The sequence below is a fragment of the Vibrio litoralis DSM 17657 genome, assembly GCF_000426765.1.
GTDB classification, from domain to species: Bacteria; Pseudomonadota; Gammaproteobacteria; order Enterobacterales; family Vibrionaceae; genus Vibrio; species Vibrio litoralis.
Genome location: NZ_AUFZ01000018.1, coordinates 19137 through 44260 on the forward strand (window position 1 = coordinate 19137; position 25124 = coordinate 44260).

At 42.5% G+C, this 25124-nt stretch carries 19 protein-coding genes; 6 read left to right on the forward strand and 13 right to left on the reverse strand.

The features are described 5' to 3' along the window. The first annotated feature begins 72 nt into the window (after positions 1–72). Positions 73–1143, forward strand: coding sequence for a M23 family metallopeptidase (locus K358_RS18195; RefSeq protein WP_051241236.1), 1071 nt, complete (start codon positions 73–75; stop codon positions 1141–1143). A gap of 61 nt (positions 1144–1204) precedes the next feature. Here the strand turns inward: K358_RS18195 and tyrA are convergent, their stop codons facing one another. Both tyrA and K358_RS0107360 read right to left on the reverse strand, forming a co-directional pair. Beyond that, the gene (tyrA, locus tag K358_RS0107355) at positions 1205–2335 is read right to left on the reverse strand and encodes a bifunctional chorismate mutase/prephenate dehydrogenase (protein ID WP_027696217.1); all 1131 of its coding nucleotides are present in this window, start codon (positions 2333–2335) and stop codon (positions 1205–1207) included. A gap of 174 nt (positions 2336–2509) precedes the next feature. Then, on the reverse strand, positions 2510–3583 hold the full coding sequence (locus K358_RS0107360) for a 3-deoxy-7-phosphoheptulonate synthase (protein ID WP_027696218.1): 1074 nt from the start codon (positions 3581–3583) through the stop codon (positions 2510–2512). Between the two features lie 221 nt (positions 3584–3804). On the opposite strand from K358_RS0107360, the gene K358_RS0107365 reads away from it, so the two are divergent. After that, the gene (locus K358_RS0107365; RefSeq protein ID WP_027696219.1) at positions 3805–5484 is read left to right on the forward strand and encodes a sensor histidine kinase; all 1680 of its coding nucleotides are present in this window, start codon (positions 3805–3807) and stop codon (positions 5482–5484) included. A 10-nt stretch (positions 5485–5494) separates the two neighbouring features. After that, positions 5495–6229: a two-component system response regulator BtsR gene (gene btsR / locus K358_RS0107370; protein WP_027696220.1), complete on the forward strand. Its 735-nt coding sequence runs from the start codon at positions 5495–5497 to the stop codon at positions 6227–6229. A 190-nt stretch (positions 6230–6419) separates the two neighbouring features. Here the strand turns inward: btsR and K358_RS0107375 are convergent, their stop codons facing one another. Beyond that, the gene (locus tag K358_RS0107375; RefSeq protein ID WP_027696221.1) at positions 6420–7886 is read right to left on the reverse strand and encodes a RimK family protein; all 1467 of its coding nucleotides are present in this window, start codon (positions 7884–7886) and stop codon (positions 6420–6422) included. A gap of 105 nt (positions 7887–7991) precedes the next feature. Between K358_RS0107375 and K358_RS0107380 the strand changes: the two genes are divergently transcribed. After that, positions 7992–9101: a GNAT family N-acetyltransferase/peptidase C39 family protein gene (locus K358_RS0107380; RefSeq protein WP_027696222.1), complete on the forward strand. Its 1110-nt coding sequence runs from the start codon at positions 7992–7994 to the stop codon at positions 9099–9101. Positions 9102–9149: 48 nt separating this feature from the next. Here the strand turns inward: K358_RS0107380 and K358_RS0107385 are convergent, their stop codons facing one another. Both K358_RS0107385 and K358_RS0107390 read right to left on the reverse strand, forming a co-directional pair. Then, positions 9150–10934, reverse strand: a complete 1785-nt coding sequence (locus tag K358_RS0107385; protein WP_027696223.1) for a cation:proton antiporter — start codon at positions 10932–10934, stop codon at positions 9150–9152. 45 nt (positions 10935–10979) lie between these two features. Further along, positions 10980–11354 carry a DUF2799 domain-containing protein gene (locus K358_RS0107390; protein WP_083962779.1) on the reverse strand — a complete coding sequence of 125 codons (375 nt, stop codon included), beginning with the start codon at positions 11352–11354 and terminating at the stop codon, positions 10980–10982. Positions 11355–11584: 230 nt separating this feature from the next. Between K358_RS0107390 and K358_RS0107395 the strand changes: the two genes are divergently transcribed. Next, a complete protein-coding gene (locus K358_RS0107395) occupies positions 11585–13075 on the forward strand; it encodes a carbon starvation CstA family protein (RefSeq protein ID WP_027696225.1) in 1491 nt (496 codons plus the stop codon). Positions 13076–13604: 529 nt separating this feature from the next. Here the strand turns inward: K358_RS0107395 and K358_RS0107400 are convergent. The 8 genes from K358_RS0107400 to murJ form a co-directional block, all read right to left on the reverse strand. Then, a complete protein-coding gene (locus K358_RS0107400) occupies positions 13605–14870 on the reverse strand; it encodes a radical SAM family protein (protein ID WP_027696226.1) in 1266 nt (421 codons plus the stop codon). Beyond that, the gene (locus K358_RS0107405; RefSeq protein WP_027696227.1) at positions 14867–15592 is read right to left on the reverse strand and encodes a hypothetical protein; all 726 of its coding nucleotides are present in this window, start codon (positions 15590–15592) and stop codon (positions 14867–14869) included. The genes K358_RS0107400 and K358_RS0107405 overlap by 4 nt, the downstream gene beginning before the upstream one ends. Positions 15593–16587: 995 nt before the next feature. Further along, a complete protein-coding gene (ispH, locus tag K358_RS0107410; RefSeq protein WP_038149986.1) occupies positions 16588–17544 on the reverse strand; it encodes a 4-hydroxy-3-methylbut-2-enyl diphosphate reductase in 957 nt (318 codons plus the stop codon). 82 nt (positions 17545–17626) lie between these two features. Beyond that, the gene (gene fkpB, locus K358_RS0107415; protein ID WP_027696229.1) at positions 17627–18055 is read right to left on the reverse strand and encodes an FKBP-type peptidyl-prolyl cis-trans isomerase; all 429 of its coding nucleotides are present in this window, start codon (positions 18053–18055) and stop codon (positions 17627–17629) included. 132 nt (positions 18056–18187) lie between these two features. Continuing rightward, positions 18188–18691 carry a signal peptidase II gene (gene lspA / locus K358_RS0107420; RefSeq protein WP_027696230.1) on the reverse strand — a complete coding sequence of 168 codons (504 nt, stop codon included), beginning with the start codon at positions 18689–18691 and terminating at the stop codon, positions 18188–18190. Next, entirely contained in the window at positions 18691–21549 is a 2859-nt protein-coding gene (ileS, locus tag K358_RS0107425) for an isoleucine--tRNA ligase (RefSeq protein WP_027696231.1), read from the reverse strand. The genes lspA and ileS overlap by 1 nt, the downstream gene beginning before the upstream one ends. A 61-nt stretch (positions 21550–21610) precedes the next feature. Then, complete coding sequence (gene ribF / locus K358_RS0107430; RefSeq protein ID WP_027696232.1) at positions 21611–22594, reverse strand: bifunctional riboflavin kinase/FAD synthetase; 984 nt, start codon at positions 22592–22594, stop codon at positions 21611–21613. A 99-nt stretch (positions 22595–22693) separates the two neighbouring features. Then, positions 22694–24250 (reverse strand): murein biosynthesis integral membrane protein MurJ, encoded by a 1557-nt coding sequence (gene murJ, locus K358_RS0107435; RefSeq protein ID WP_027696233.1) that lies wholly within the window; start codon positions 24248–24250, stop codon positions 22694–22696. Between the two features lie 557 nt (positions 24251–24807). On the opposite strand from murJ, the gene rpsT reads away from it, so the two are divergent. Then, positions 24808–25068, forward strand: coding sequence for a 30S ribosomal protein S20 (gene rpsT, locus K358_RS0107440; RefSeq protein ID WP_027696234.1), 261 nt, complete (start codon positions 24808–24810; stop codon positions 25066–25068). Positions 25069–25124: the final 56 nt, after the last annotated feature.

Consider the following 25124-nt stretch of genomic DNA (forward strand, 5'->3'; position numbering starts at 1 on the left):
AGCCCAACCTTTTCCCACCCCACAAATTGCTGTAGACCATAAGCTATCCAGATTTTTAACCTTGTGTGCTTTATGTCTGACTTAGATTCCACATTGCCGAACAGCCTACACTCTCGCATTACCGCCAAGCGCGAACAGAGTATTTGGCCTATGATGATCTTTAAGCACATAGTAGGCCAAAAGCTATTCAAATTATTCTCGATTGCTTCGATTATTTTTTTATTTTCAACCACATGGATAGCCATTACTCAGTGGCAAAATAGCCGAAATGAACTCGATATTCTCAACCAAGAATTACAATTCTATAAAGAGCAGTACCAGCAGCAACTTGTCACCAATCAAAATCTGCAAGACGCTTTACAGGAACAAGCTCATGATCAGATCGATAACCTTAGCGATAACTCAATCGCGCCCCCTGCAGTCAACTTCGAACAAGCTCTCGCAACAATAGGCAACTCACAGCAAATTACCTTCCCTCTGCCACCAGCGATTGAAGCTAGCTTGTTTCGCATGATCCCCAATGATATTCCGGTCGACTATCGACGAATATCCTCGCCTTACGGAGACCGACTACACCCCATTAGCGGAAAATGGAAACGACACCTAGGTACCGATTTAACCTGCCCACTTGGCACACCTATTTTTGCAACCGCCGATGGCGTAGTTGAAATGACCCGCGCCAGCAACCAAGGTTACGGCAACTTATTAAAGATTCGTCATGGCTTGGGCTTTGCCACTCTCTATGCTCATCTAAACCAATTTGCAGTCAAGCCGGGGCAATTTGTCGAGAAAGGTGACCGAGTAGGATTTTGTGGCACCAGTGGCAACTCAACAGGTTCACATTTGCACTACGAAGTTCGCTTTATTGGCAAAACCTTAGATCCACAAGATTTTATGCAATGGCAACCCGAAAACATCGAGCAGCTATTTAACAAGCAATCATACGTTCCTTGGGCAAACCTAGTTAAGCAGCTTAATCGCACGGTTAACTTGCAACTACTCTTGGCAATGAGTAGCAAGCAACCCATCAATGATATTGCAAACCAACCAAGCAAACTCACCAGACAAGAGAAAATAAAGAGAAAAGAAGGATTACAAGATTTTGGGATAGAAGAAGGTGGATGGGTAACAGTGGAAGAATAAAGAGCCTTGTTTTATCAATAAGAAAATATCGATAATAGAAGGCTCAAATATAATTAACTAATCACTTGCCGCGATGCATTGCATCATTCGCTTGCTTTAACAAGTTTTGGCTTTCACGCATAAATTGCTGAGAGTAGTCTCCATACCATTCCGATACCGAATTAAACTGCTTAACAAATTCTGCTTTATTACGATGATCTAAAATTTCAATGGCTTCGCCAAAGCGTTGATGGAAGCGTTTGATCATGTCGATGTTGCGTTGTGACGACATGATAATATCGCCGTACAAATCAGGATCTTGCGCAAATAGACGACCTACCATTGCCAGCTCTAAACGATAAATCGGAGAGCTTAGCTGTACTAAGGTATCGAGATTTGGGTTTTCTTTAGATAAATGCAAACCATAAGCAAAAGAAGTAAAGTGACGCAGCGCTTGAATCAAAGTCATGCCGTTATCATGCTCTTCTGCATCAATCGCACAAATACTCGCACCCCAAATTTCAAATTGCTTAAGCAACCATTGATAAGCTTCAGGTTGGCGACCTTCACTACAAATAATTACCTGTTTTGCCATGCTTGGAATATCTGGGCCAAACATCGGGTGCAAACCAACCACTGGGCCAGTATGTGCTTCAAGCATTGCAGCAAGCGGTTCTGCTTTAATCGAGGTTAAATCACATAGAATGCAGTCGCTTGGTAATGCCGGTAGTTTTTTAATTACCGAGTCAGTTAAGTGAATTGGCACGCTGACCACCACCATTCCTGCATCTTTAACGATTTCTTCTGCGTTCGCCCAGTCTTGACTACCTAAGATTTTCACCTGATAACCAGAAAGCTCAAACATGCGCTTAAATAAGCCGCCGAGCTGACCATTACCACCCACAATCACAATAGATCGCAATTCAGGGTTTAGGCACTTAAAGCCGGAATCTTTTTCACTGGCGTAAGACTCACGCATAGTACGGCGCAGAATATCTTCAATTAGTTGCGGTGGAACGCCACGCTTTTCCGCCTCTTCACGACGAGAAGCCAACATCGCCGCTTCACGATCCGGTGCGTAAATCGGTAAACCATGTTTGCTTTTTACTTCGCCGACCTTTTCTACCAAAGACAAACGTTGAGCCAGAAGCTCAACGATTTGTTTGTCCACGGCGTCGATTTGATCTCTTAATTCATTTAATTCAACGGCCATTTATTTTTCCTAACTTCATAATACCCAAAGTAATTGGAGTTGCAGTGAGGCGACAAGTGAATGAGGCCCCATGAGCATAGCTTGCCTATGTGATTGGGGTGAATAACACAGTTAACAAAGCTGCAGCTTCAAGTACGCAGGGTATAGTGCTTAATTCCTTTTGATACCCCTACTCTACCCTTTTAAGCGGTTTTGTAAAAACGGAACTAATTCTTTATGTGCATGACGTAACAAGGTTTCGGTGGTATCCCAGTTAATACAAGCATCGGTAATCGATACCCCGTATTGCATTTCAGACAATGGAATATCAGAACCTTGATTGCCCTCATTAATATGGCTTTCAATCATTAGGCCAATAATCGACTTATTGCCTTCGCGAATTTGGTGAATCACATCTTCTGCCACTAGTGGCTGGCGACGGTAATCTTTACGTGAGTTGGCATGACTACAATCAACCATCAATGCGGCATCTAATCCATGTTTCGCCATCTCTTGTTCGCACTCATTAACCGACACTGAATCGTAGTTGGTTTGCTTGCCGCCACGTAGAATCACATGACCATTGCCATTACCTTGGGTTGTCAGTAATGCGACTTGACCATCACTATCAATCCCCATAAAACGGTGGCTAGAAGAAGCGGCTTGCATCGCATTAATGGCGGTACCTAAACTGCCATCGGTGCCATTTTTAAAGCCAACCGGAACCGATAAGCCACTGGCCATTTCACGGTGAGTTTGAGATTCTGTAGTACGCGCGCCAATTGCAGCCCAGCTGAATGTATCACCAAGGTATTGAGGACTGATAGGGTCCAATGCTTCAGTCGCTAGTGGAATTTCCATTTCGGCTAAATCGACTAATAGCTGACGAGCAATATGCAGACCTTGTTCAATATCGAATGAGTTATCCAAATGCGGATCGTTAATCAAACCTTTCCAACCAACAGTAGTACGTGGTTTTTCAAAGTAAACACGCATCACTAGGTAGATTTGATCATCCAGTTGCGCTGATAATGCTTTAAGACGTTTTGCGTATTCTTTGGCAGCATCGATGTCATGAATTGAACACGGACCACAAACAACCAGCAAACGGTGATCTTTCTTATGTATAATGTCAGAGATAGTTTGGCGTGATGATTGAATAAACTGACGAGCATTCTCACTTAATGGAATTTTCTTTTTTAGTTCATTCGGCGTGATAATGACTTGTTCATCGCTGATGTTGATATTGCTTAATTCGCTTTTGTACATAATGTCACCTGTAAATTTTTTAATACACTGGATATCTGAGTCAACTCTCAGCGTTTGATGACTCCAAATTAACAGCATTAACAAAGTTTGCAAGCGCCACCAGCCTGAAAACCTCAACACCAAACATCGTAAATAAAAATAAACACCTGTATTTTTAAATTTACAAAACGTGAATATCATCCACTTTAGCCAATGAGCTATAAACCAATAAACTCGGTACTATGGACTTAATACTTTCTCTACTTCAACAAATGTGCGTCTACCTAGTGCTGGCTTATATGCTCAGCAAAACGCCGATCTTTTTACCTTTGTTGAACATTTCCTCTCGCTTATCTCATAAGTTCAGTTGCTATGTTTTATTCTCATTGTTTTGCATTATGGGAACCTACTTTGGTTTACACATCAATGATGCAATCGCGAATACTCGAGCCATTGGCGCAGTGATGGGTGGTTTATTTGGCGGCCCGATTGTTGGCTTTGCGGTAGGCTTTACTGGCGGAATGCATCGTTATAGTTTAGGCGGATTCACCGATGTCGCTTGCGCGATCTCAACCACCGCAGAAGGGTTAATTGGCGGGCTACTACACCTCTACCTAGTAAAAAAAGATAAAGCTGAGCAACTGTTTAATCCTATCATCGTATTGGCGATCACTTTTGTTGCCGAAGCCGCCCAAATGCTGATCATCATTTCCGTCGCCAAGCCATTTGATCAAGCTTATGCCCTTGTTTCCAATATTGCCGCGCCAATGATCATTGCTAACTGTGTTGGCGCAGCATTGTTTGTCAGCATCTTGCAGGATAGAAAAACCATCTATGAAAAATATTCTGCCACCTTTTCTCGCCGCGCATTAACCATTGCTGAGCGCAGTGTCGGGATTTGGAATTCAGGCTTTAATTCGGTCAATGCTGAAAAAATTGTTCGTATTATTTATGAAGAAACCAATGTAGGTGCAGTGGCAATTACTGATAAAGATAAAATCTTAGCCTTTATCGGCCTTGGCGATGATCACCACAAACCGAATACCCCTATCTCTTCCGAGTGCACTATTCAAGCGATGGAACAAAACCGCGTGATGTATCTCGATGGACGAGAAACCCCTTACCAATGTTCTCTGTCGCCAAACTGCAAACTCGGCTCAGTTTTAGTGATCCCATTAAGAGCTGGTAAAGAAGTGATCGGGACGATTAAGCTTTATGAGCCGAAACGTAAGCTACTGTCTAATATTAACCGTTCAATGGGCGAAGGGATTGCGCAACTTCTCTCTAGCCAAATTCTGTATAACGATTTCCAACGTCAACAAGCCTTACTAAGCCAGGCGGAAATTAAATTATTACAAGCTCAAGTAAACCCGCACTTTTTATTTAATGCGCTAAATACCATCAGTGCGATTATTCGTCGCGATCCCAATAAAGCGCGTGAACTGATCCAACATCTTTCGCACTTCTTTAGAAGCAACTTAAAACAGAATATTGAAACCGTTACTTTTAAAGAAGAACTGGCACATGTGAATGCCTACCTCACCATTGAAAAAGCCCGTTTTACCGACCGCTTAGAAGTGGAAGTCAATATTGATGAGGCATTGCTTGAAAAATCATTGCCTAGTTTTACCCTACAACCTTTAGTTGAAAATGCGATTAAACACGGTATTTCGAATAAACTGGAAGGTGGTAAAATCCGCATTGTAAGCCAACGAAATTCACTCGGTTATCGGATCGTAGTGGAAGATAATGCGGGCAGTTTTATTCCGCCGCAGCCCGATCATGAAGGTTTAGGAATGGAAATAGTGGATAAGCGTTTGACCAATCATTTTGGACCAACCGCCGCACTGCAAACCCATTGTCATAAAGATCAATTTACTCGTATGAGTTTTCTGATCCCTTACGAAAAAATTGGTCAATAAAGGATAATCAATGCTAACTGCAATCGTCATTGATGATGAACTATTCGCTCGTGAAGAACTCACCGAATTATTACAAGAAACTGGTCTGGTAGAAGTGATTGCCCAAGCTAGTAATGCGATTGAAGGCTTAAAGCAAATCAATAGCTTAAAACCTGAGGCCGTTTTCGTTGATATTCAAATGCCGCAAGTCAGTGGCATTGAATTACTCGGCATGCTTGATCCCGATACTATGCCGCACGTTATTTTTGTCACCGCATTTGACCAATACGCCATTCAAGCATTTGAAGACAATGCCTTTGACTACCTGCTAAAACCGGTCGACCCCAAGCGACTGGATAAAAGTATTCAACGTTTGCTCAAAGCCGGACAAAACAAAGAAGCGCTGCATACTCAAGCGCAAATCGAAGCCCTGACACCAAAGCGCTTACAACAAGTGCCTTGCATGGGCCACAACCGGATCATGATCATTCCACTGCAAGAAATTGAGTCAGCATTTAGCGATCTTTCAGGCGTTCATATTCAAACCGCCCAGCAAACCGCCACCAGCCAATTAACACTTAAAACATTGGAAGAAAAAACGGAACTACTACGCTGTCATCGCCAGTATTTGATCAATACGCAAAAGATCAAAGAGATCAAACTACTCGATAACGGTTTAGGCGAAGTGATCACCCAAAGTGGACAAGTGGTACCCATTAGCCGTCGCTATTTGAAACCACTGAAAGAAGAGTTGGGAATAGTGTAAAAGTTCCTAGTAACGAGTTCCTAGATTCGCTTCGCTACTAGAAAGAGCATGGTAGTTACGGGTCGCGTGAACGCTTCGCTTAGTGTTGCGAGAAAAGCTTTCCATGCTATCCGAAAAACGTTTCTCGGTATTCGTGGCTCGATAGTGTTTCCGAGCCACGAGAAGCAAAGCGCCCTAGCAACGAGATTCGCTAAAACCCTCTCAACTGAATCCGGCGCAAAAACTCCGTCATAATGCGATCATAAAGCAAATCACCTAACCACAGATCTTCGACTTTATTGTCAATACTAGGATTGTCGTTCACTTCAATTACATACACGTGACCATCAATTTCTTTTAGATCGACGCCATATAAACCGGAACCAATTAAGTTCGCCGCTTTCACTGCGGTATCGACTACGTTCTTAGGCACTTGTTTCAAGTCTAACGTATCAAAGCTACCAGAGGTTGTACGTCCGCTATTATGATGTTGGTAAATCTGCCAGTGACCGCGGCTCATGTGATAACGGCAGGCATAAATCGCTTGTCGATTCATCACTCCAATTCGCCAGTCAAAATCGGTTGGCATAAAGGCTTGCGCTAAAATCAACGCACTCTTATCAAACAATTCCGCCGCTTTAGCTTCTAAGGTTGATTCATCGGTCACTTTGACTACACCCACTGAAAATGCGCCATCCGGAATTTTTAGCACTAAAGGTAAAGACATGTGTTCTAGCAAACTTTGCTTCCAGTTCGGATCAAAGCTACGTAAAATCATCGACTTCGGCGCAGGTACATTGTGTCTATCCAGTAACTCAGTCAGGAATACTTTATTAGTACACTTCATGATCGATTCAGGATCATCCATCACCACTAAACCTAGCTTTTCCGCTCGCTTAGCAAAACGGTAGGTAAAGTTACTGATGTTAGTGGTGGCGCGAATAAATAAGCCATCAAACTCACTCAAACGCGAAAAGTCATCGACGGTAATCGTCTGCAGGCTCATCCCCAAACGATTGGCAGCTTTCTTAAAACGATTAAGCGCCACTGAATCTGACGGTGGCATTTTTTCTTCCGGATCCACCAGCATCGCAATGTCATAACGATATTGTTTACTTGGTTTCGGTGAACTACGCCACACTTTATTGGAGAACAACTCTAACGACTGAGCAAACACATCTTGTTCTTGATTGTTTAAATCTTGAAACGGAAACGGCGCAACCTTAGCTAATTGCCACTGCTTACCATGCTTTTTCAATTCGATATCTAACACTGGGATCATAAAGTGCTCAAACAAACGACGAGCGACTTTTTCTAGCCCTTTAATATTGGTGCGACCAAAATACACTTTACCGGCTACTTGCTCTGCATCAACAAAGTGTTTATTCAGGTCTTGTTCAGGAAGAGAGATGACAAATGGCTGATTAACATCATTGATCGCCATGACTCTAGGAATAACCCGATGCCCACGCGCTTCGGCCAATAATGAACAATAATAACCATTACTCATGTAGCCATAATCACGGCATAAATTAAGAACTTGCACGCTTTTATGCTTTTCTGATTTATCCGATAAGAAGCTAGGTTGAAGATACTGATCGACGGTGACAACTTGGTCAGAAGGAAAGTACTGACGCCAGTCGCTGTCTTTATCTGTCACAATAACAAAATTTGCCATGAATCCATTTTCCTCTAGCAAAAAAACAATTTGTCGTATCTAATCATTAAGCCGTGATCTTGAAGTAAGACACGCGCCATGATCATTATCAGGTGGGGCAGTAAGATGGAATTTCGCCGAGCAACGCTACAAGATTTACCCGCTTTAATTGAACTAGAAAACCTAGTATTCAGCAGTGATACCATTGCGCCAAGACAAATGAAACGCTTTATTCAATCTCAACATAGCATGGTGTTTGTGGCTCAACAGCAGCAACAAATAGCCGGTTATGCTCTTCTCCTTTTCCATCAAGGAACACAACTGTCTCGCCTTTATTCTATTGCGGTTAACCCGGAGTTTCGTGGCCAACAAATCGCTCAGCAACTGGTTGAAATTTGCGAACAATCTGCTTTAGAACAAGGTTCAACCACATTACGCCTAGAAGTCAGAAATGACAATATTGCCGCGAAGAATTTATATCAAAAGCTCGGCTACAAACCATTAAAAGTGCTGATCCATTATTACGATGATTTAGCCGATGGAATTCGAATGCAAAAGCGTTTGACCGCCAGCCAACCTAAAACTTTATTGACGATGCCGCTGTATATTCAAACCACGCCTTTCACTTGTGGCGCGGCTTGTTTATTGATGGCATTTTCAACCTTAGATAAACAATTTCAGCTCGGACGAAAAGAAGAATTACAGCTGTGGCGTGAGGCCACCACCATTTTTATGGCAGGAGGTCACGGAGGTTGCAGCGGACATGGTTTGGCGTTAGCTGCTAAGAAACGTGGCTTTGAAGTTGAGCTCTGGACTCAATCACAATCGACACCTTTTATTGATAGCGTGCGCGATGCAAATAAAAAAGAAGTGATTGAAATTGTTCACCAAGATTTCTGCCAACAAGCGGAAGCGCTCGGTATTGCGTCGATTAGCGCCCCACCGAATAATCAGCAAATTGAACAATGGATTGAGCAAGGCAAGTGCGTACTATTATTAATCAGCACGTATCGATTTAATGGCTACAAAGAGCCGCATTGGATTATTTTATCCGGCATGAATGAACAGTTTTTCTTTATTCATGATCCACACAGCGATGCCAAAAAAGATGTCTCGTCTTCTGCTTCGATTCCTGTCAGTAAAGCAAGCTTGGCGCAAATCATCGGCTTTGGAAAACAAAAACACACCGCTTGTGTGGTAGTGGGAAAACGTTTCTCGGTATTCGTGGCTCGATAGTGTTTCCGAGCCACGAGAAGCAAAGCGCCCTAGCAACGAGATTCGAACCTATTCTTTTATCAAACTCACCACTGTCCACCCTTCTTCCGTAGTATGAGTACTATCGTTAGAAAGAATATGAATATTACCTTTAGGATCCACGGTAAACAGCGATAGACGATGGCCATCAACGTATTTCATCACATAATCTTGCCACTTAAATTCAGCGGTTAATTTGGTGTGTTTGATCTCAGCACCTTGGTTAATCAGGCTCGCCAGTTTTTTATAACTAACATCATCACCCAATAAAACTCGACCATGTTTTTCTTCTGCTAAGCGGTGCTTTTCATGCTGGTTTTCTTTGCTTTTGCCATTTAAGAAAAACACTCGGCGTTCGCTAAATTCCGCCATAAAGTATTTTGCGGCAACCACATTAAAGTGCTTATCTGGCGTTACTGCGATCAAGTTACCAATGCCGATTAAATCCAAATATTCTTCTGCATGGCTGGAAATCGGGTTGCCGTAATAGGTTTCCAAACCTTGCATGCGAGCTTTACGAATGTACTCCCAGTTAGAATCTGTGATGACGATTCGGTAGCCATATTTTTGTAAAGCAGTAGCGAAGGTTCGGCCAACATCATTTGCCCCGACAATCAAGAAGCCTCTTGGCGAAGGCTCAGATAAACTCAGCGCATTGGCTAATGGCCTCGCAGTAATACTTTGCAGTACCACGGTTCCCACAATCACCATAAAGGTTAACGGAACCAGCAAGCTCGCACCTTCTACACCGGAATCAACTAACTTAATCGCAAATAATGACGAAATAGATGCCGCAACAATGCCTCGTGGCGCCACCCAAGCAATAAAGAATTTCTCTTTAAAGTTAAGACTGCTGCCGATAGTGGCAATAAAGATCGCAATTGGGCGGGACACTAATTGTATTGCGGCAAACAGTACCGCCGAGGCAACACCTAGAGTGGCAAAGTCTGCTAATTCCATTCGCGCGGAAAGCATTAAAAACAACCCAGAAATCAGTAAAATGGTCAGGTTTTCTTTAAAGTGCAGAATATTCTGGATATTGACGCCTTTGGCATTCGCAAGCCACATACCCATTACGGTTACCGCCAATAAGCCAGACTCAGACTCCAAAGCATTAGAAACTGCAAACACGCCGAGTACTAAAGTTAGCACCGCAAATGGTTGTAAATACTCAGGTAATAAACGGCGTCTTAATAGCTGAGCTAGTAATATTCCCGCTAAACCACCGAGTACGATGCCGATCAATAAGATCAAACCGAACACATGCAAACTGTGCATCTTGCTACTAGAAACAATGAATTCGTAGACAATTACGATAAAGAGCGCACCAATTGGATCGATTAAAATCCCTTCCCAACGCAATATGTTGGCCAACTTGGATTTTGGCCTTACTGTGCGCAGTAGTGGCACCACTACCGTAGGACCGGTCACCACGGTTAAGCTGCCAAATAACAGCGCCAACGGCCAACTAAAGTCGAGCAAATAAAAGGTGAAGACACTGGTAATCGCCCAAGTAATTAATGCCCCGATAGTGACAATGTTGATCACGGTTCGGTTTACTTCGCGGATCTCCTTTAAATTCAGCGTTAAACTACCTTCAAATAAGATCACCGCAACGGCTAAGGAAATAAGGGGGAAGAGCAAATCGCCGAACATTTCATTCGGCTGAAAGATATGCGTAATCGGGCCAATAATAAAACCGGCGATCAATAGAAATAAAATCGCTGGCAACTTCATTCGCCATGCCAACCATTGGCACCCTAACCCTACTAACCCAACAGCGGCAAGCATCAAACCTAGATCTTCAGTGATCATCGAACATACTACCTATTATTAACTATTCACAGATATGCGATAACATTAGTTATTCAGCTGACTATCATTCCAACCGCGTTGCCATTCCATACGGAACTTTTGTGAATCAGGCGTTCCTTCACATACACCTTCATAATAATTGCCGCTCAAACCAATTTGATAAGCATGATTAGGGTTACAGTATTCGTTAATACCTTTTAAATAGCCGTCAGCATAATCATTAATATTGACCGCGCCGTAATCTTTAAAGTCTCCCGCGGTACGGTGTTGCTTACCTTTAATACCATCAGAATAACCAACCGCATTCCAGTCACCCGCTTTGGCGTAATCTTCCGCAGTGCTAGTACAAGCTGCCACTAAAAGTAGCCCTGCTATTACACCAAGATTTCTAATCCACTTTTTAACTTGAGCTTGATTCATTGATATTCCCTTCTGTTCATCACACTGATATTTATCACAACTATTACACAGGTCACATTTAAAACAAATCGAAAAGCGCCACTAAGTTAACAATAAAACCACTTACTAAGAGTAGTGACCGCTCAATTGTATATGCGACCACTCATCAAAAGGTTAAATGCTTGTTACTAAGGCTGGGATTATTATGTATGCCGTACTCCTCAACCCTTTTATTGAACAGGACAATAATTATGATGATGTTCCTTTTTTGTGTAGCCGCATTGATTGCTGGTTACTTTATTTACGGAGCTTTCGTTGAAAAAGTTTTCGGCATTAATGAAAACCGCACTACTCCGGCTTACTCTAAGCAAGATGGTGTCGATTATGTACCAATGTCGAACAAGAAAGTTTACCTGGTTCAACTATTAAACATTGCTGGTGTCGGCCCAATTTTCGGCCCAATCATGGGTGCCCTTTACGGCCCAGCTGCGATGCTTTGGATTGTTTTAGGGTGTATCTTTGCAGGTGCGGTTCACGATTACTTCTCTGGCATGCTTTCTATTCGTAACGGCGGAGCTTCGGTTCCTTCCATTACAGGTCGCTACCTGGGTAAAGGCGCAAAACACTTTATGAATGTGTTTGCGATTATTTTACTGCTATTAGTCGGCGTGGTTTTTGTTTCAGCGCCAGCTGGAATGATCTCCAATTTAGTCAATGAACAATCAAACTTCTCTGTTTCGATGGGAACAATGGTAGTGGTTATTTTTGCTTACTATATTTTAGCGACGCTTGTACCTGTTGATAAAATTATTGGTCGTTTTTACCCTCTATTTGGTTTCCTATTAATTTTCATGTCTGTTGGTCTTATCAGTGCTATCGCATTTTCTAGTGACTACTCGATTTTATCTGGCTACCAATTTAGCGATATGTTCACTAACATGAACCCAAATGATCTTCCTTTATGGCCAGCCCTATTCATTACCATTGCTTGTGGCGCGATTTCAGGCTTCCACGCGACTCAATCACCACTGATGGCACGTTGTATTGAAAACGAAAAGAATGGCCGCTTTGTATTCTTCGGTGCCATGATCGGTGAAGGTGTCATTGCGCTTATTTGGTGTGCGATTGCTCTATCTTTCTTTGGATCAATGGATGCATTAAGCGATGCTGTCGCAAACGGTGGCCCAGGCAATGTGGTCTACTCATCATCATTTGGTTTATTAGGTGTGTTTGGCGGTATTATCGCCTTCCTAGGAGTGGTTATTCTTCCAATTACTTCTGGCGATACTGCCTTCCGTTCAAGTCGTTTAATCTTGGCTGAATATTTTAACGTTGAACAAAAAACGCTGAAAAACCGTTTATTAATGGCGATGCCTTTGTTTGTTATCGGTGGCATCTTAACTCAAGTTGATTTTGGTATTATCTGGCGCTACTTCGGTTTTGCTAACCAAACGACTGCGGTAATGATGCTATGGACTGCATCTGCTTACCTACTGCGCTTTAACAAATTCCATTGGATCACTACAATTCCTGCCATGTTTATGACTACGGTATGTATAACCTTTATTTTAAACAACAGTACATTAGGATTTGGCTTACCGATGCAAACCTCAACCATTATTGGTGTTGTAGCAATGCTATTTATCACAGGCTACGTGATTAAAATTTCTAAAGGTAAAGGCGACCCAGAGTTCGACCAAACTGAAGAAGATAAGTTGAACGCAAAACCTGAGACGGTATAAGCGTTACTCGGAAACTCGAAACTAGAGCGCGTTGCTTCTCAGAAAAGATAAAGACCGATAGTTGAGAGACTGTCGGTTTTTTTGTTTTTATAGTTGAAAGCGATATTCGGAAGCTCGTCGCTAGAGCGCGCAGCTTCTCGGAAAAGATAAAGACGATAGTTGAGAGACTATCGGTTTTTTTGTATATGAAGAACGGTTGATAAGGCACTTACGATTAGTAATTTTGAGTTAATTAGGTATCATTTTGGACAAAAATGAATCGCTCCGGCCCCGTCATCCCGCACATGAGCCTAAGCGAAGAAGATGCGGGATCTAGCTTTTAAACATAAATTGAGCTAGAGAGATGGATAACTCAACGTTGGGCAGAAACAAGTGAGAGTAAAACAAATATAAGTCTTTGGCATAATAAGAAGTAATGAAAATCACTCTTCAAGGGTACTAAAAAGCCCAATGATAGAGCCATGTATTACATAACGCTCTAAAGAAATGACACTTCACTTAACTGCTTTCTTTTATTCAAGATGTTGCATTATTTCGAAGTCGACTGAATATATTGACTATTCAGATCACGTATATCAGAGTATTTTGAAGCCGTTCTAACAAAAACAGGTAAATCATAGTTATCCACTTCATTTGTTTTTTCAATACCATCGAAATACTCGGGATTGTAAACACCTAACTTTCCAACCCACATCTCTCGGAGATAGTTCAACCATTCGGGTTGGGCTGTGTCTATAATGGAAAGTCGAGCCTTTGAATTGAGATAGGTAGATATCGCACTATTGGGAACCCATCCAGATAGGTAATCTTCAAAATATAACTTTTCTCCTATAGACTTTGATTTTGCTAATGAGACGATGTTAGCCGTGAAGTAATTAGCATTTTCTAAATACAAGTTTGAAGCAGCACAGCATGCATTGCCATCCGAGTGTAGAAGCAAGTCATTATCTGCAAAACCAAAACTCATACCTTTAGACCTAGTTTGAACTGCTATTTCTGTTAAGTTAGGCACTCTATAGCTAGCTGGAAGTATGTATTCTCTCCCCTGTTTTAATGCGCCAAGTTTTTTATAATAACTAATGGGGCTCCCTTCCAATATGTCGATTAACTTACTGCCAAACTTTTTGTTTGCATCTATAGGACACTTTAAATACTCAGCAGAAATGTGTTTTACACTAGACGAAGCGGCTAAATCTAGAACGTGACTGAAGAATTTCTCATGTCCCGGAATTATTGGCTGAAACCTAAAGCAAACTGGAATACCTTCACTATCAAGTACCTTAGCGGACTTTGCCAAGTCCTCTATTGCTACACATCCTCTATCGATTCTATGTCTTTGTTCATAATCGACTATCGTCGTCGAAAATCTAACATAAGCGTTTGAGCCAGAAACTATCTCTAAATATTCATCACGGGTTATTTCGTCACTTTTTGTACTTACAATAACTGGGTAGTTAAACTCTTTTAGAATTTTTAAATACTCTAACGTGACTTTTTCTCTAGATTCTAACTTTGTAAATGGATCAGACATGCCACCCAGTTGGAAAGGAACTCTACGCTCTATTAGTTCATCAAGAGCTGAACTGACTTTACCGTTAGATACCCGAGTTAGCCTATCTAGAAGAGAAGATGGATTTCCAACTTTCAACTCTCCCCGTCGGCCAAAGCCTTGTCTTGTTAAGGCAAAACAATACTCACAAGAAAACTGACATCGGTTATAAGGGTCTAATCGAAGTGGAGTAGCACAGAACCCAACTTGACTAGTGAGACCTGCATAATATTTATATGACTTCATTTGTTCCTTACTTCTAATATCCACTCCCAAACGAAACCAGCACCATTAAATATATGTTGGCATAGTACACACAAAAAGAGCACTAAACTAATTATCAAGAGTATCTTTATTGTGCACCTAACTGCGTAGTAACTTTCCGAATATCTGCCGAATAGCTCATAGAACACATCCTTTTCAGAACTCTCATCATGTTCGTCCTTTATTATTGGCATTCCAAATTCATAGGACTGACCATCTACTCTAAATTTAATTACGGTCTGCTTCTCGTGAACTTTAGGCTCATCACACAAGTCTTTATCCAAATTAACTTCCAACTTGGTGAGGTACTTTTTTTTACTCAGCCGTTCAACTAATTTTTTCTTTTGATCTATGTTTGCGTTTTTTAATAAGCCATGAGCTTCCCAAGCTAGCCACCTTGGGTGATTGTTGTATGAACTGTACTCAGAAAAACTACTGTATTTTTGGACGAATTTGGGGCAAAAAAGCTTAAACACCCCCAAAGCTATCACAAAAGATAGAGAAGACAGCCAGAGTAGTTGCCAATGAAATGGAAGAGTTAGTTCAATATTATACGTAACCCCCATTAGAGTAATTGGTAAAGGAGTTGGGAGTTGGTTTATAATCCCCGCAATTACTGGGACTAATGAGAACCACACAACAAGATACCTGAGTATGATTAGTTGAAAGAAAGTTTGGTATTCTTCCCATCTGTCTACTTTCATTTAGGGTTCCTTTATCCTTTAAGGCCGCTTATCACACCATATGCTAGGGTTGTACAGCAAACTAATATTAAACAATATCTTAAACACTAAACAAAATGCATCTGACAAACTGTTACAGCACCTTTTCTTTTAATGCAATTATTATATTAATTAAACTAAAAATCAATAACTTAAGAAACAGAAAGCAGTTAATCAGCAAAGTGTGACAAAGTTTATAAAACTAATTTATTACCAGTTCAGATTATATTAGGTAGGGGGAAATATACTAACAGGATGTGAATGAGTAAAAATCTAACGCACAATGGGGCATAAATAAGTCACTCATATCAACCCTCCCTTGGCTATAAATCTTGATGCCAAGTATTTTCCGTTGGTAAAGGGAGGGAGTTATGTGTGATCGCTTGTTGTGTAATGGTATTAGCGTAAAAAAACACTGTAAATATTCAGCGCGTGATAAGTAGATTCCTGCTCTCGCTTAGGCTCGGCTGGAATGACGCTCTAATAATGTGCGGTGAATCTTGGGTAGATATTGCAACTACAAGCAACAAAGACTAGCTCTTCCCCTTGATAGATGAAGCCACTTGGCAGCAGAAGTCGATATAAGGGGAAGCTGGATGGGGTTGGTTACGCCAAACTACTTTCTGTGGGAGATCCTGAACTACGTTCGTTCCTCACTATTCAGGATGACGATTTTTAAATGTAACTTAACACTTTGAAGTACAAGGTGAATTCAGGACTAGAACCAATTTTCCACCTCGTCATCCCGCACATGAGCCTAGGCGAAGAAGATGCGGGATCTCCTACCACGATTTGAGTCTCAACATAATAAGGGAGATCCTAAACTACGTTCGTCCCTCACGATTCAGAATGACAACTTTTCAAAATAGAATAACCTAAAAAACAAAAAGGCCGCTAGATTTTCATCTAGCGACCTTCTTTGATTTTATCTCGAACTATCTCTTCCGAGCGACGAGAAACGTCTTTTCCGAGCCCCGCTACTCTACATTCTTAATTTGCAGCTCTTTTGGCACTTCAAAGAACATATTTTCTTCGCGGCCTAGTACTTCTTCTACATCACGTCCGCCAAGTTCTTTGATGCGGTCGATGATTTGATCAACTAACTCTTCAGGAGCTGATGCGCCTGCGGTAACGCCGACTTTAGTTTTGCCATCAAACCAAGCTGGGTTAATGTCTTCAGGGCAATCGGTGAGATAACCAGGCGTACCCAGTTTTTCCGATAGCTCTTTTAGGCGTGTTGAGTTTGACGAGTTTTTCGAGCCAACCACAACCATCACATCAACACTACCGGCTAAAATACGAACTGCGTCTTGACGGTTTTGTGTGGCGTAACAAATGTCATCTTTACGCGGCCCTTGAATTTCTGGGAAGGTTTTACGCAACTCATCAATAACATCAGAGGTTTCATCAACCGAAAGTGTGGTTTGACTAACATAATGTAAGTGAGTCGGATCTTTTACTACTAGGTTAGCGACATCTTCTGGACGCTCTACTAGGTACATGCCACCCGTTGCGCTGGCGTATTGGCCCATAGTGCCTTCCACTTCTGGATGCCCCGCATGACCGATCAACACGACTTCCATATTGCGGCGACTCGCACGAGCTACTTCCATATGTACTTTGGTTACCAGAGGACAAGTCGCATCAAAAACCGTTAACTGGCGATCTTTGGCTTCTTGGCGAACCGCTTGAGAAACACCATGCGCTGAGAAGATAACAATATTGTCATCTGGCACTTCTGAAAGTTCTTCAACAAACACTGCGCCACGCTGCTTTAAGCCTTCAACCACAAAACGATTGTGTACCACTTCATGACGAACATAAATTGGCGGCTGATACATTTCTAATGCACGTTCAACAATACTGATCGCACGGTCTACACCAGCGCAGAAGCCACGTGGGTTGGCTAACAAAATTTTCATGTCTTGGGTCATATCTCTGATCACTTAAGCGGCAATGAATGGCGCTATTCTACCGATAACGTTTTTACAGGCAACCATTATCCCTAAATGTCAGCTATTCTACGGCTAAGATTTCTACGTCAAAAACCACATCTTGACCGACAAGTGGATGATTAAAATCAACCTTTACAGATTCACCAGTCACTTCAGAAATAATGCCCGGAATTTCCATGCCATCTCGGCCATTAAACGCCATGATGGTGCCGACCTCTAACTCTTGACCATTGAAACGATTTTTATCCATATATTGAATAAAATCTGGATTAGGCTCACCAAAAGCATCTTTGGCTTCAAGCTCTATCGCTTTGCTTTCGCCGGTCGTTAAACCGATAAGGCAAGTTTCAAAGTTAGGGCTTAAACTACCGTCGCCCATAGTAAATTTAGCCGCTTTTCCCATATTGTGGGTACTATCAGCCACCGAGCCATCTTTTAGCTTAATAGTAAAATGCAAAGTGACCGTACTATTTTCTGTAATTATCGACACGAAAAATCCTTATTCTTTAAATCATCTTTACCCGAGAAACGAGATTCGAGCCACGAGAAACGTTAACGGATTATATAAAAAAGCGCCACTGGAAAACCAATGGCGCTTTTAAACTGAGGCTTGAGTAACGAATTAGGCGTCTGGTTGCTCTTTTTTAGAGCGAAAGCCGTCAAGCACAATCATAACAGCGCCGATACAAATAGCCGAATCTGCCAAGTTAAAAGCTGGCCAGTGATAATTTCCCCAGAAGAAATCGAGGTAATCCACCACAAAACCATGCACAATTCGGTCAAATACATTACCAAGTGCGCCGCCAATCACCAAAGCATAGGCCACGTTATTCCAACGCTCAGTGGCAGGTAGCTTACGCATCCACCACATCAACATACCAGTCACGGCAAATGCAATACCAGAAAACAACCAACGCTGCCAGCCTTCTTGATCGCTTAAGAAGCTAAATGCTGCACCTAGGTTATGAACATAAAGTAGGTTAAAAAATGGCAACACTTCAATACGGTTTGCCCAACCGTATCCCATGTTATCCATAACGATTAACTTAATGCCAATGTCTAAGCAAAACACCAGAGCTGCCAGCCATAGCCAGCGAAGCCCTGTTTGTTTAATAAGATTACTCATTATGCGAACTTGCGGACTTCGCCGTCGCCATCAACGTTAGTCACACAACGGCCACATACGGTTTCATGGCCAGCAATGGTGCCAACATCGGCCACATGGTGCCAACAACGGTCACACTTCTCAGCTGCTGAAGCCGCTACTTCTACAAATAAACCTTCTACTTCGGTTTCTTTGGCAGCATCAGTTTTCTCGCTTAGTGGTTTCACTTGTGCTTTAGAAGTTAATAGTACGAAACGTAATTCATCTTCAAGCTTATTGATGGTTGCAGCTAATGCGTCATCTGCGTACAGAGTCACTTCCGCTTGTAGTGAGCCACCAATGGTTTTGTCGTTACGAGCCGCTTCTAGCAATTTGTTCACTGAAGCACGAACCGTTTGGATTTGCGTCCAGAATTCGTTGTTTAGCTCTTCGCCTTCAATTAGACCGAATAAACCGTCGAACCACTCACCAGTAAACACGAACTGATCGCGAGCTTCACCGTTTGGTAGTTTAGCTGGCATTTCGTTCCAGATTTCATCAGCAGTGAATGACATGATAGGCGCCATCCAGCGAACCAGTGCTTCTACGATGTAGTAAAGCGCAGTTTGACAGCTACGTTGTGCGTGGCCACCTTGTTTCGCGGTGTACTGACGGTCTTTAATCACGTCTAGGTAGAATGAGCCCATTTCAATTGAACAGAACTGCATTAAACGCTGTGTTACGCCGTGAGTATTGTACTCTTCATACGCTTTAACGATTTCAGTTTGTGCCGCTTGTGCACGAGCTACCGCCCAACGATCCAGTGCCACCATATCTTCTGGCGCGACCATATCAGTTGCCGGGTTGAAACCGTTTAGGTTCGCTAGGAAGAAACGTGCTGTGTTACGAATACGACGATACGCATCCGCACTACGTTTTAGGATTTCATCAGAAACCGCTACTTCACCAGTGTAGTCAGTTGAAGCTACCCATAGACGTAAAATGTCAGCACCCAGCTTGTTGGTTACATCTTTTGGCGCAACCACGTTACCGATAGATTTCGACATCTTACGGCCTTTACCATCTACCACGAAACCGTGTGTTAATACTTGTTTGTAAGGCGCTTCATCTTTCATTGCGATTGACGTGATCAATGATGATTGGAACCAGCCGCGGTGTTGATCTGAACCTTCTAGGTATAGATCCGCACTGTTACCATTGAACTCATCACGGTGATCAACAACCGCGTAGTGAGTCACACCTGAATCAAACCATACATCTAACGTATCAAGTACTTTCTCATAGTTAGCGGCATCTTCTGCACTCATTAGTTCAGCGGCATCAACATCCCACCACGCTTGAATGCCTTTTTCTTCTACTAGCTTAGCAACTTTCTCGATAAGCTCAGGAGAATTAGGGTGCAGTTCAGCCGTTTCTTTGTGGACGAATAAAGCGATTGGCACGCCCCAAGTACGTTGACGAGAGATACACCATTCTGGGCGACCTTCGATCATACCTTCGATACGGCTTTGACCCCACTCAGGCATCCACTCAACATTTTTGATAGCACCTAATGCTTTGGCACGTAGACCCGCTTGATCCATCGATACGAACCATTGTGGCGTCGCACGGAAGATAATTGGAGTCTTATGACGCCAGCAATGTGGGTAGCTGTGCTCGTAAGCGTGGTGATGTAAAAGTGCGCCTTTTTCTTTCAATACTTCAAGTACCGAATCGTTCGCTTTAAAGACGTGTTGACCGGCAAATAGCTCAGTATCTGGCAAGTAAACGCCGTTAGAACCCACTGGGTTAGCCACTTCTAAATCGTATTGTTTACCAACTACGAAGTCTTCTTGACCGTGGCCAGGAGCAGTGTGAACCACACCGGTACCAGAATCGGTTGTGACGTGATCGCCCAATACTGCAGGAACGCTGAAATCGTAGAATGGGTGAGCAAATTGCGTTAACTCTAGATCTTTACCAGTGGCAAAACCTAGGTTGTGGAAATGCTCGATACCAGCGCGATCCATCACAGATTTCGCTAGTTCTGAAGCCACGATAATACGCTCAGCAGGTTGTTCACCATTCGCTTCAACTTGAATCAATACGTATTCAAGATCGTCACGTAAACATACCGCGCGGTTGGCAGGCAGTGTCCAAGGGGTAGTCGTCCAGATAACAATCGACACATCACCTTCACCTTGGTGACCTTCTTTGCAATCAAACTTCGCCACGGTCGCGGCTTGATCTGTAGCTTTAAAACGAACGTCGATAGAAGGCGATACTTTATCTTTATATTCTACTTCCGCTTCTGCTAGTGCTGAACCACAATCAGTACACCAGTGAACAGGTTTGAAACCTTTCAACAAGTGACCTTGGTCGGCAATTTTACCTAGAGCACGGATGATGTTCGCTTCAGTACCAAAGTCCATAGTGCGGTATGGTTTGTCCCACTCGCCCATAATACCTAAACGCTTGAAGCTTTCTTTTTGACCTTCAACCTGACCTGCTGCGTACTTGCGACATTCTTCACGAAATTCAGCCGCAGAGATTTTTTGCCCCGGCTTGCCTTTTTTCTTCTCAACCATAAGTTCGATTGGAAGACCGTGGCAGTCCCAACCTGGAACGTAGGGAGCATCAAAGCCAGAAAGTGTCTTTGATTTAATAATAATGTCTTTAAGAATCTTGTTTAACGCGTGACCAATATGAATATCACCGTTGGCGTATGGAGGGCCATCGTGTAATACGAAGGATTTTTTACCTTTCTTTGCAGCACGGATTGCGCCGTAAAGATCTTCTTTGTACCAACGCTTAAGCATTTCTGGCTCACGATTAGCCAGATTTCCGCGCATTGGAAACCCTGTTTCAGGTAGATTCAGAGTATCTTTATAGTCAGTCATCGATTCTTAATTCCGTTACATTGGGCGATATTAAATAAGGATTTTCTTGGAGATGTTGTGCTTATTCAGCCATCTCTGAAAATATGTTGTGTTCAAGTAACCACACCCTTGCCACTTGAGCATCTAATTCTATTTGTTGTTTCAATAATTCAAATGAATCAAATTTTTGTTCATCACGAATTTTATGTAGCAGTACTACTTCTAGCTGCTTGCCGTATAGGTTGTTTTTGAAGTCAAACAAATGCACTTCAAGCTGCTGACGTACGCCATTAACGGTTGGCCTGTTACCGACATTAGCAACACCCCCGATCACCGCGTTGCCATCGGCACCAACCACTTTCACCACATAGACACCAGACACTGGTGACACATTACGTTTTAATGGGATGTTCGCCGTTGGAAAACCAATGGTTCGACCTAACTTACGGCCATGCGATACGCGGCCATTAATACTGTAGTCACGACCTAGCATAGTCGCAGCCGACGCCAGATCATCACTCGCTAATGCCTTGCGAATCGCGGTGCTACTCACTCGCACTGCAGAGTCGGCTTGTTGGGCAATACGTGCTGGCATACAAAAGCTTTGTGTATTGACCACTTGGAAGCCATATTTATCTGCAGCCTTTTGCAAATCAGAAAAACTACCTTGGCGATTTTTCCCAAAACAAAAGTCATCACCAACCACTAAAAACTTAACCCCAAGTTTCTTAACTAGCAATTCACTAATAAAATCTTCAGGGCTTAAATTGGCAAACTTTTGATTAAAATTAACACACAATAAGCGGTCAATCTTGCATTTGGATAATTGGGCAAACTTATCACGTAGTCGAGTGAGCCTTGCTGGCGCAGCTTGCTTGGCAAAAAACTCCATTGGCTGAGGCTCAAACGTCATCACAACCGAAGGTAATCCTAGAGTCTCAGCCTGTTCACAAAGTTGCTTTAATACTTTCTGATGCCCTAAATGGACACCATCAAAATTACCAATGCTAAGCACACATCCTGAATGATGTGCCTGAATATTGTGAATGCCTCGAATCAATTCCATACGGTTTTTATTTACCAAATTTTTGCTTCGCGTTAAACCGGCGAATTATATACGTAATGCCCTTAATATGCGAGCATCACGCACCTTTGTTGTTGCCAATTAATCGGCTTTCAAGTGTTTCAGGCGAATACCAAATATCGTCGCTGAAACCAGATAAACAGCCGCACCTAAACCAATCAAACCCGCTAGCCACATTGCACGCACAGAAATAGACCAAGTGAGCCAGGTAGAAAAGTCAGCCATTTGCCAATCAATCACCGCCACCATTAAGCCACCAGCTAGAGAAATTTTCACTGCAAAAACAATGGTTTCCTTTGATAACCGATACACATTGGCAATATGTAGACCGCGATATAATAGCCCCATATTGACTAAGGCTGAAAGTGATGTGGCTATCGCCAATCCAACATAACCAAAGAAATAAGCCAAAATCGCATTGAACACAATATTGGTCAGCATCGCAATGATGCCATAGCGAACTGGAGTTTTTGTGTCTTGTCTTGAGTAGTAACCCGGCGCTAATACTTTAATTAACATAAAGTTCAGTAAGCCTGTGGCATAAGCAAACAACGACAAAGAAGCATTTTGTACATCCACAGCAGAAAACTCGCCGCGCATAAACAGCACCATCAACATTGGCTTAGCAAGAACAATCAATCCACACATCGCTGGTATACCGAGCAGCAGCACCATGCGCACTCCCCAGTCCATTGTCTTGGAGAACCCATCACTTTCCGCATCGATATGCTTGCGTGATAAAGCAGGTAAAATAACCGTGGCAATCGCGATACCAAACAGACCTAGTGGAAATTCCAGTAAGCGGTCCGAATAATAAAGATAACTGATTGAACCGGTCGCAAGGAAACTGGCAACCGCAGAATCAAACAATAAGTTAATTTGGCTGACCGATACCCCAAACAGTGCAGGGATCATTAGAGTGCGAATTTTTTTTACACCGGGATCATTCCAACCCCACTGCGGACGAACGATCACTTTTTGCTTTAATAAAAATGGTATTTGGAACAAGAACTGAGCCAAGCCACCTAAAAATACCCCGATAGCAAGACCCACTTCAGGCTGATCGAGATTAGGCGAAATATATAAAGCGGCGAGAATCATCATGATGTTTAAAAACACCGGAGTAAATGATGAAACGGCAAACTTACCTAGGGTATTTAAAATTGCGCCAGATAAAGCAACAAAGGTGACAAACCACAGGTAGGGAAAAGTTATCTTCAATAAGAAGCTCGCCAAAACAAACTTGTCAGCTTTCGGGCCATCATGTAGCCAATCCATAAACCAACCGGCACCAAAAATGGCAGTGACTACACCTGAGCCAAGTACCCCTAGTAGTGTCACAATAGTCACAAGAACCCCAAGTGTCCCTGAAACTTTGGCGATGAGCTGGCGGGTTTTATCTATGTCACCAGAGGCGTGATATTCGGTTAATACTGGAACGAAAGCTTGAGAAAATGCGCCTTCGGCAAATAAGCGGCGCAAAAAATTAGGAATTCGATTCGCAAAAAAGAAAACATCGGCGGCCGCACCGGCCCCCATTAAATTTGCAACAACAACATCACGTACCAGGCCTAATACCCTAGAAACAAATGTCATGGCGCTAACAATTAACCCAGATCGTAATAGTTTTCGACTCACGCGTGCCTCGATAAAAAATAGTCATAAACGACAATAAGCCCTCAGCGGCAAATTTATCGCTATTTGAGCATAAATTTGCCATCAATGAGTGACTTTGTAATGAGATAATTATATACCCAAGTGACTTCAAGATGCAGAATTCAGAGCTATCATCCAGACCTTTAGGCAAGGAAGATTGGCGAAGGAATGTAGGCATTTTTCAAATCAATCTGACGCAGCATAAAGGTTTGGATGAAGCTCCCGAAGGGCAAGTTAAAACAAGCTTTATGCTGCGTTAAATTGAACAGAGATAGAATCACTATAATCATATTCAATTTGTCTTGCCTAAAGCTTGTTTTATTCTTGCTGAAACTTGCACCCTGAAGTTACTTGGGTATAGCATTGGTATTCAAATGCTGATAGAATCCACGCCATCTTAACCGCGATAGCCATACTTCACCAAAATTTGTTTGGTAAAGATTGGTTTTTGCACAAATCTGTTGACATTTTTTTTGGAAAAAGGCATAGTCCTCGCCCTTAAATTGTCACCGAACTAAAGTTTTTTGGGAGTTAGACCCTTGGCAAACAATAAATCTGCTAAGAAGCGCGCTATCCAAGCTGAGAAACGTCGCCAGCACAACGCTAGCCGTCGTTCTATGATGCGCACTTACATGAAAAAAACTATCGCTGCTATTGAAGCTGGCGATAAAGAAACTGCAACTGCTGCACTAGTTGAAGTTACACCATTACTAGACCGCATGGCGACTAAAGGCCTTATTCATAAGAATAAAGCTGCTCGTCACAAGTCTCGTTTTGCTGCAGCAATCAAAGCACTTTAATTTAAAAGCTGTTTAATTGCTAAAAACCGACCTTAGGGTCGGTTTTTTTATATCTG

What these genes read in the sequence shown, in the direction of transcription:
- ribF (WP_027696232.1), bottom strand. Translation starts at nt 22,594, where the DNA reads ATGGAATTGATTCGAGGCATTCACAATATTCAGGCACATCATTCAGGA.
- K358_RS0107380 (WP_027696222.1), top strand. Translation starts at nt 7,992, where the DNA reads ATGGAATTTCGCCGAGCAACGCTACAAGATTTACCCGCTTTAATTGAA.
- K358_RS0107395 (WP_027696225.1), top strand. Translation starts at nt 11,585, where the DNA reads ATGATGATGTTCCTTTTTTGTGTAGCCGCATTGATTGCTGGTTACTTT.
- K358_RS0107385 (WP_027696223.1), bottom strand. Translation starts at nt 10,934, where the DNA reads ATGATCACTGAAGATCTAGGTTTGATGCTTGCCGCTGTTGGGTTAGTA.
- ispH (WP_038149986.1), bottom strand. Translation starts at nt 17,544, where the DNA reads ATGACCCAAGACATGAAAATTTTGTTAGCCAACCCACGTGGCTTCTGC.
- K358_RS0107390 (WP_083962779.1), bottom strand. Translation starts at nt 11,354, where the DNA reads ATGAATCAAGCTCAAGTTAAAAAGTGGATTAGAAATCTTGGTGTAATA.
- tyrA (WP_027696217.1), bottom strand. Translation starts at nt 2,335, where the DNA reads ATGGCCGTTGAATTAAATGAATTAAGAGATCAAATCGACGCCGTGGAC.
- K358_RS0107400 (WP_027696226.1), bottom strand. Translation starts at nt 14,870, where the DNA reads ATGAAGTCATATAAATATTATGCAGGTCTCACTAGTCAAGTTGGGTTC.
- K358_RS18195 (WP_051241236.1), top strand. Translation starts at nt 73, where the DNA reads ATGTCTGACTTAGATTCCACATTGCCGAACAGCCTACACTCTCGCATT.
- K358_RS0107375 (WP_027696221.1), bottom strand. Translation starts at nt 7,886, where the DNA reads ATGGCAAATTTTGTTATTGTGACAGATAAAGACAGCGACTGGCGTCAG.
- K358_RS0107360 (WP_027696218.1), bottom strand. Translation starts at nt 3,583, where the DNA reads ATGTACAAAAGCGAATTAAGCAATATCAACATCAGCGATGAACAAGTC.
- lspA (WP_027696230.1), bottom strand. Translation starts at nt 18,691, where the DNA reads ATGAGTAATCTTATTAAACAAACAGGGCTTCGCTGGCTATGGCTGGCA.
- K358_RS0107405 (WP_027696227.1), bottom strand. Translation starts at nt 15,592, where the DNA reads ATGAAAGTAGACAGATGGGAAGAATACCAAACTTTCTTTCAACTAATC.
- K358_RS0107365 (WP_027696219.1), top strand. Translation starts at nt 3,805, where the DNA reads ATGGACTTAATACTTTCTCTACTTCAACAAATGTGCGTCTACCTAGTG.
- ileS (WP_027696231.1), bottom strand. Translation starts at nt 21,549, where the DNA reads ATGACTGACTATAAAGATACTCTGAATCTACCTGAAACAGGGTTTCCA.
- btsR (WP_027696220.1), top strand. Translation starts at nt 5,495, where the DNA reads ATGCTAACTGCAATCGTCATTGATGATGAACTATTCGCTCGTGAAGAA.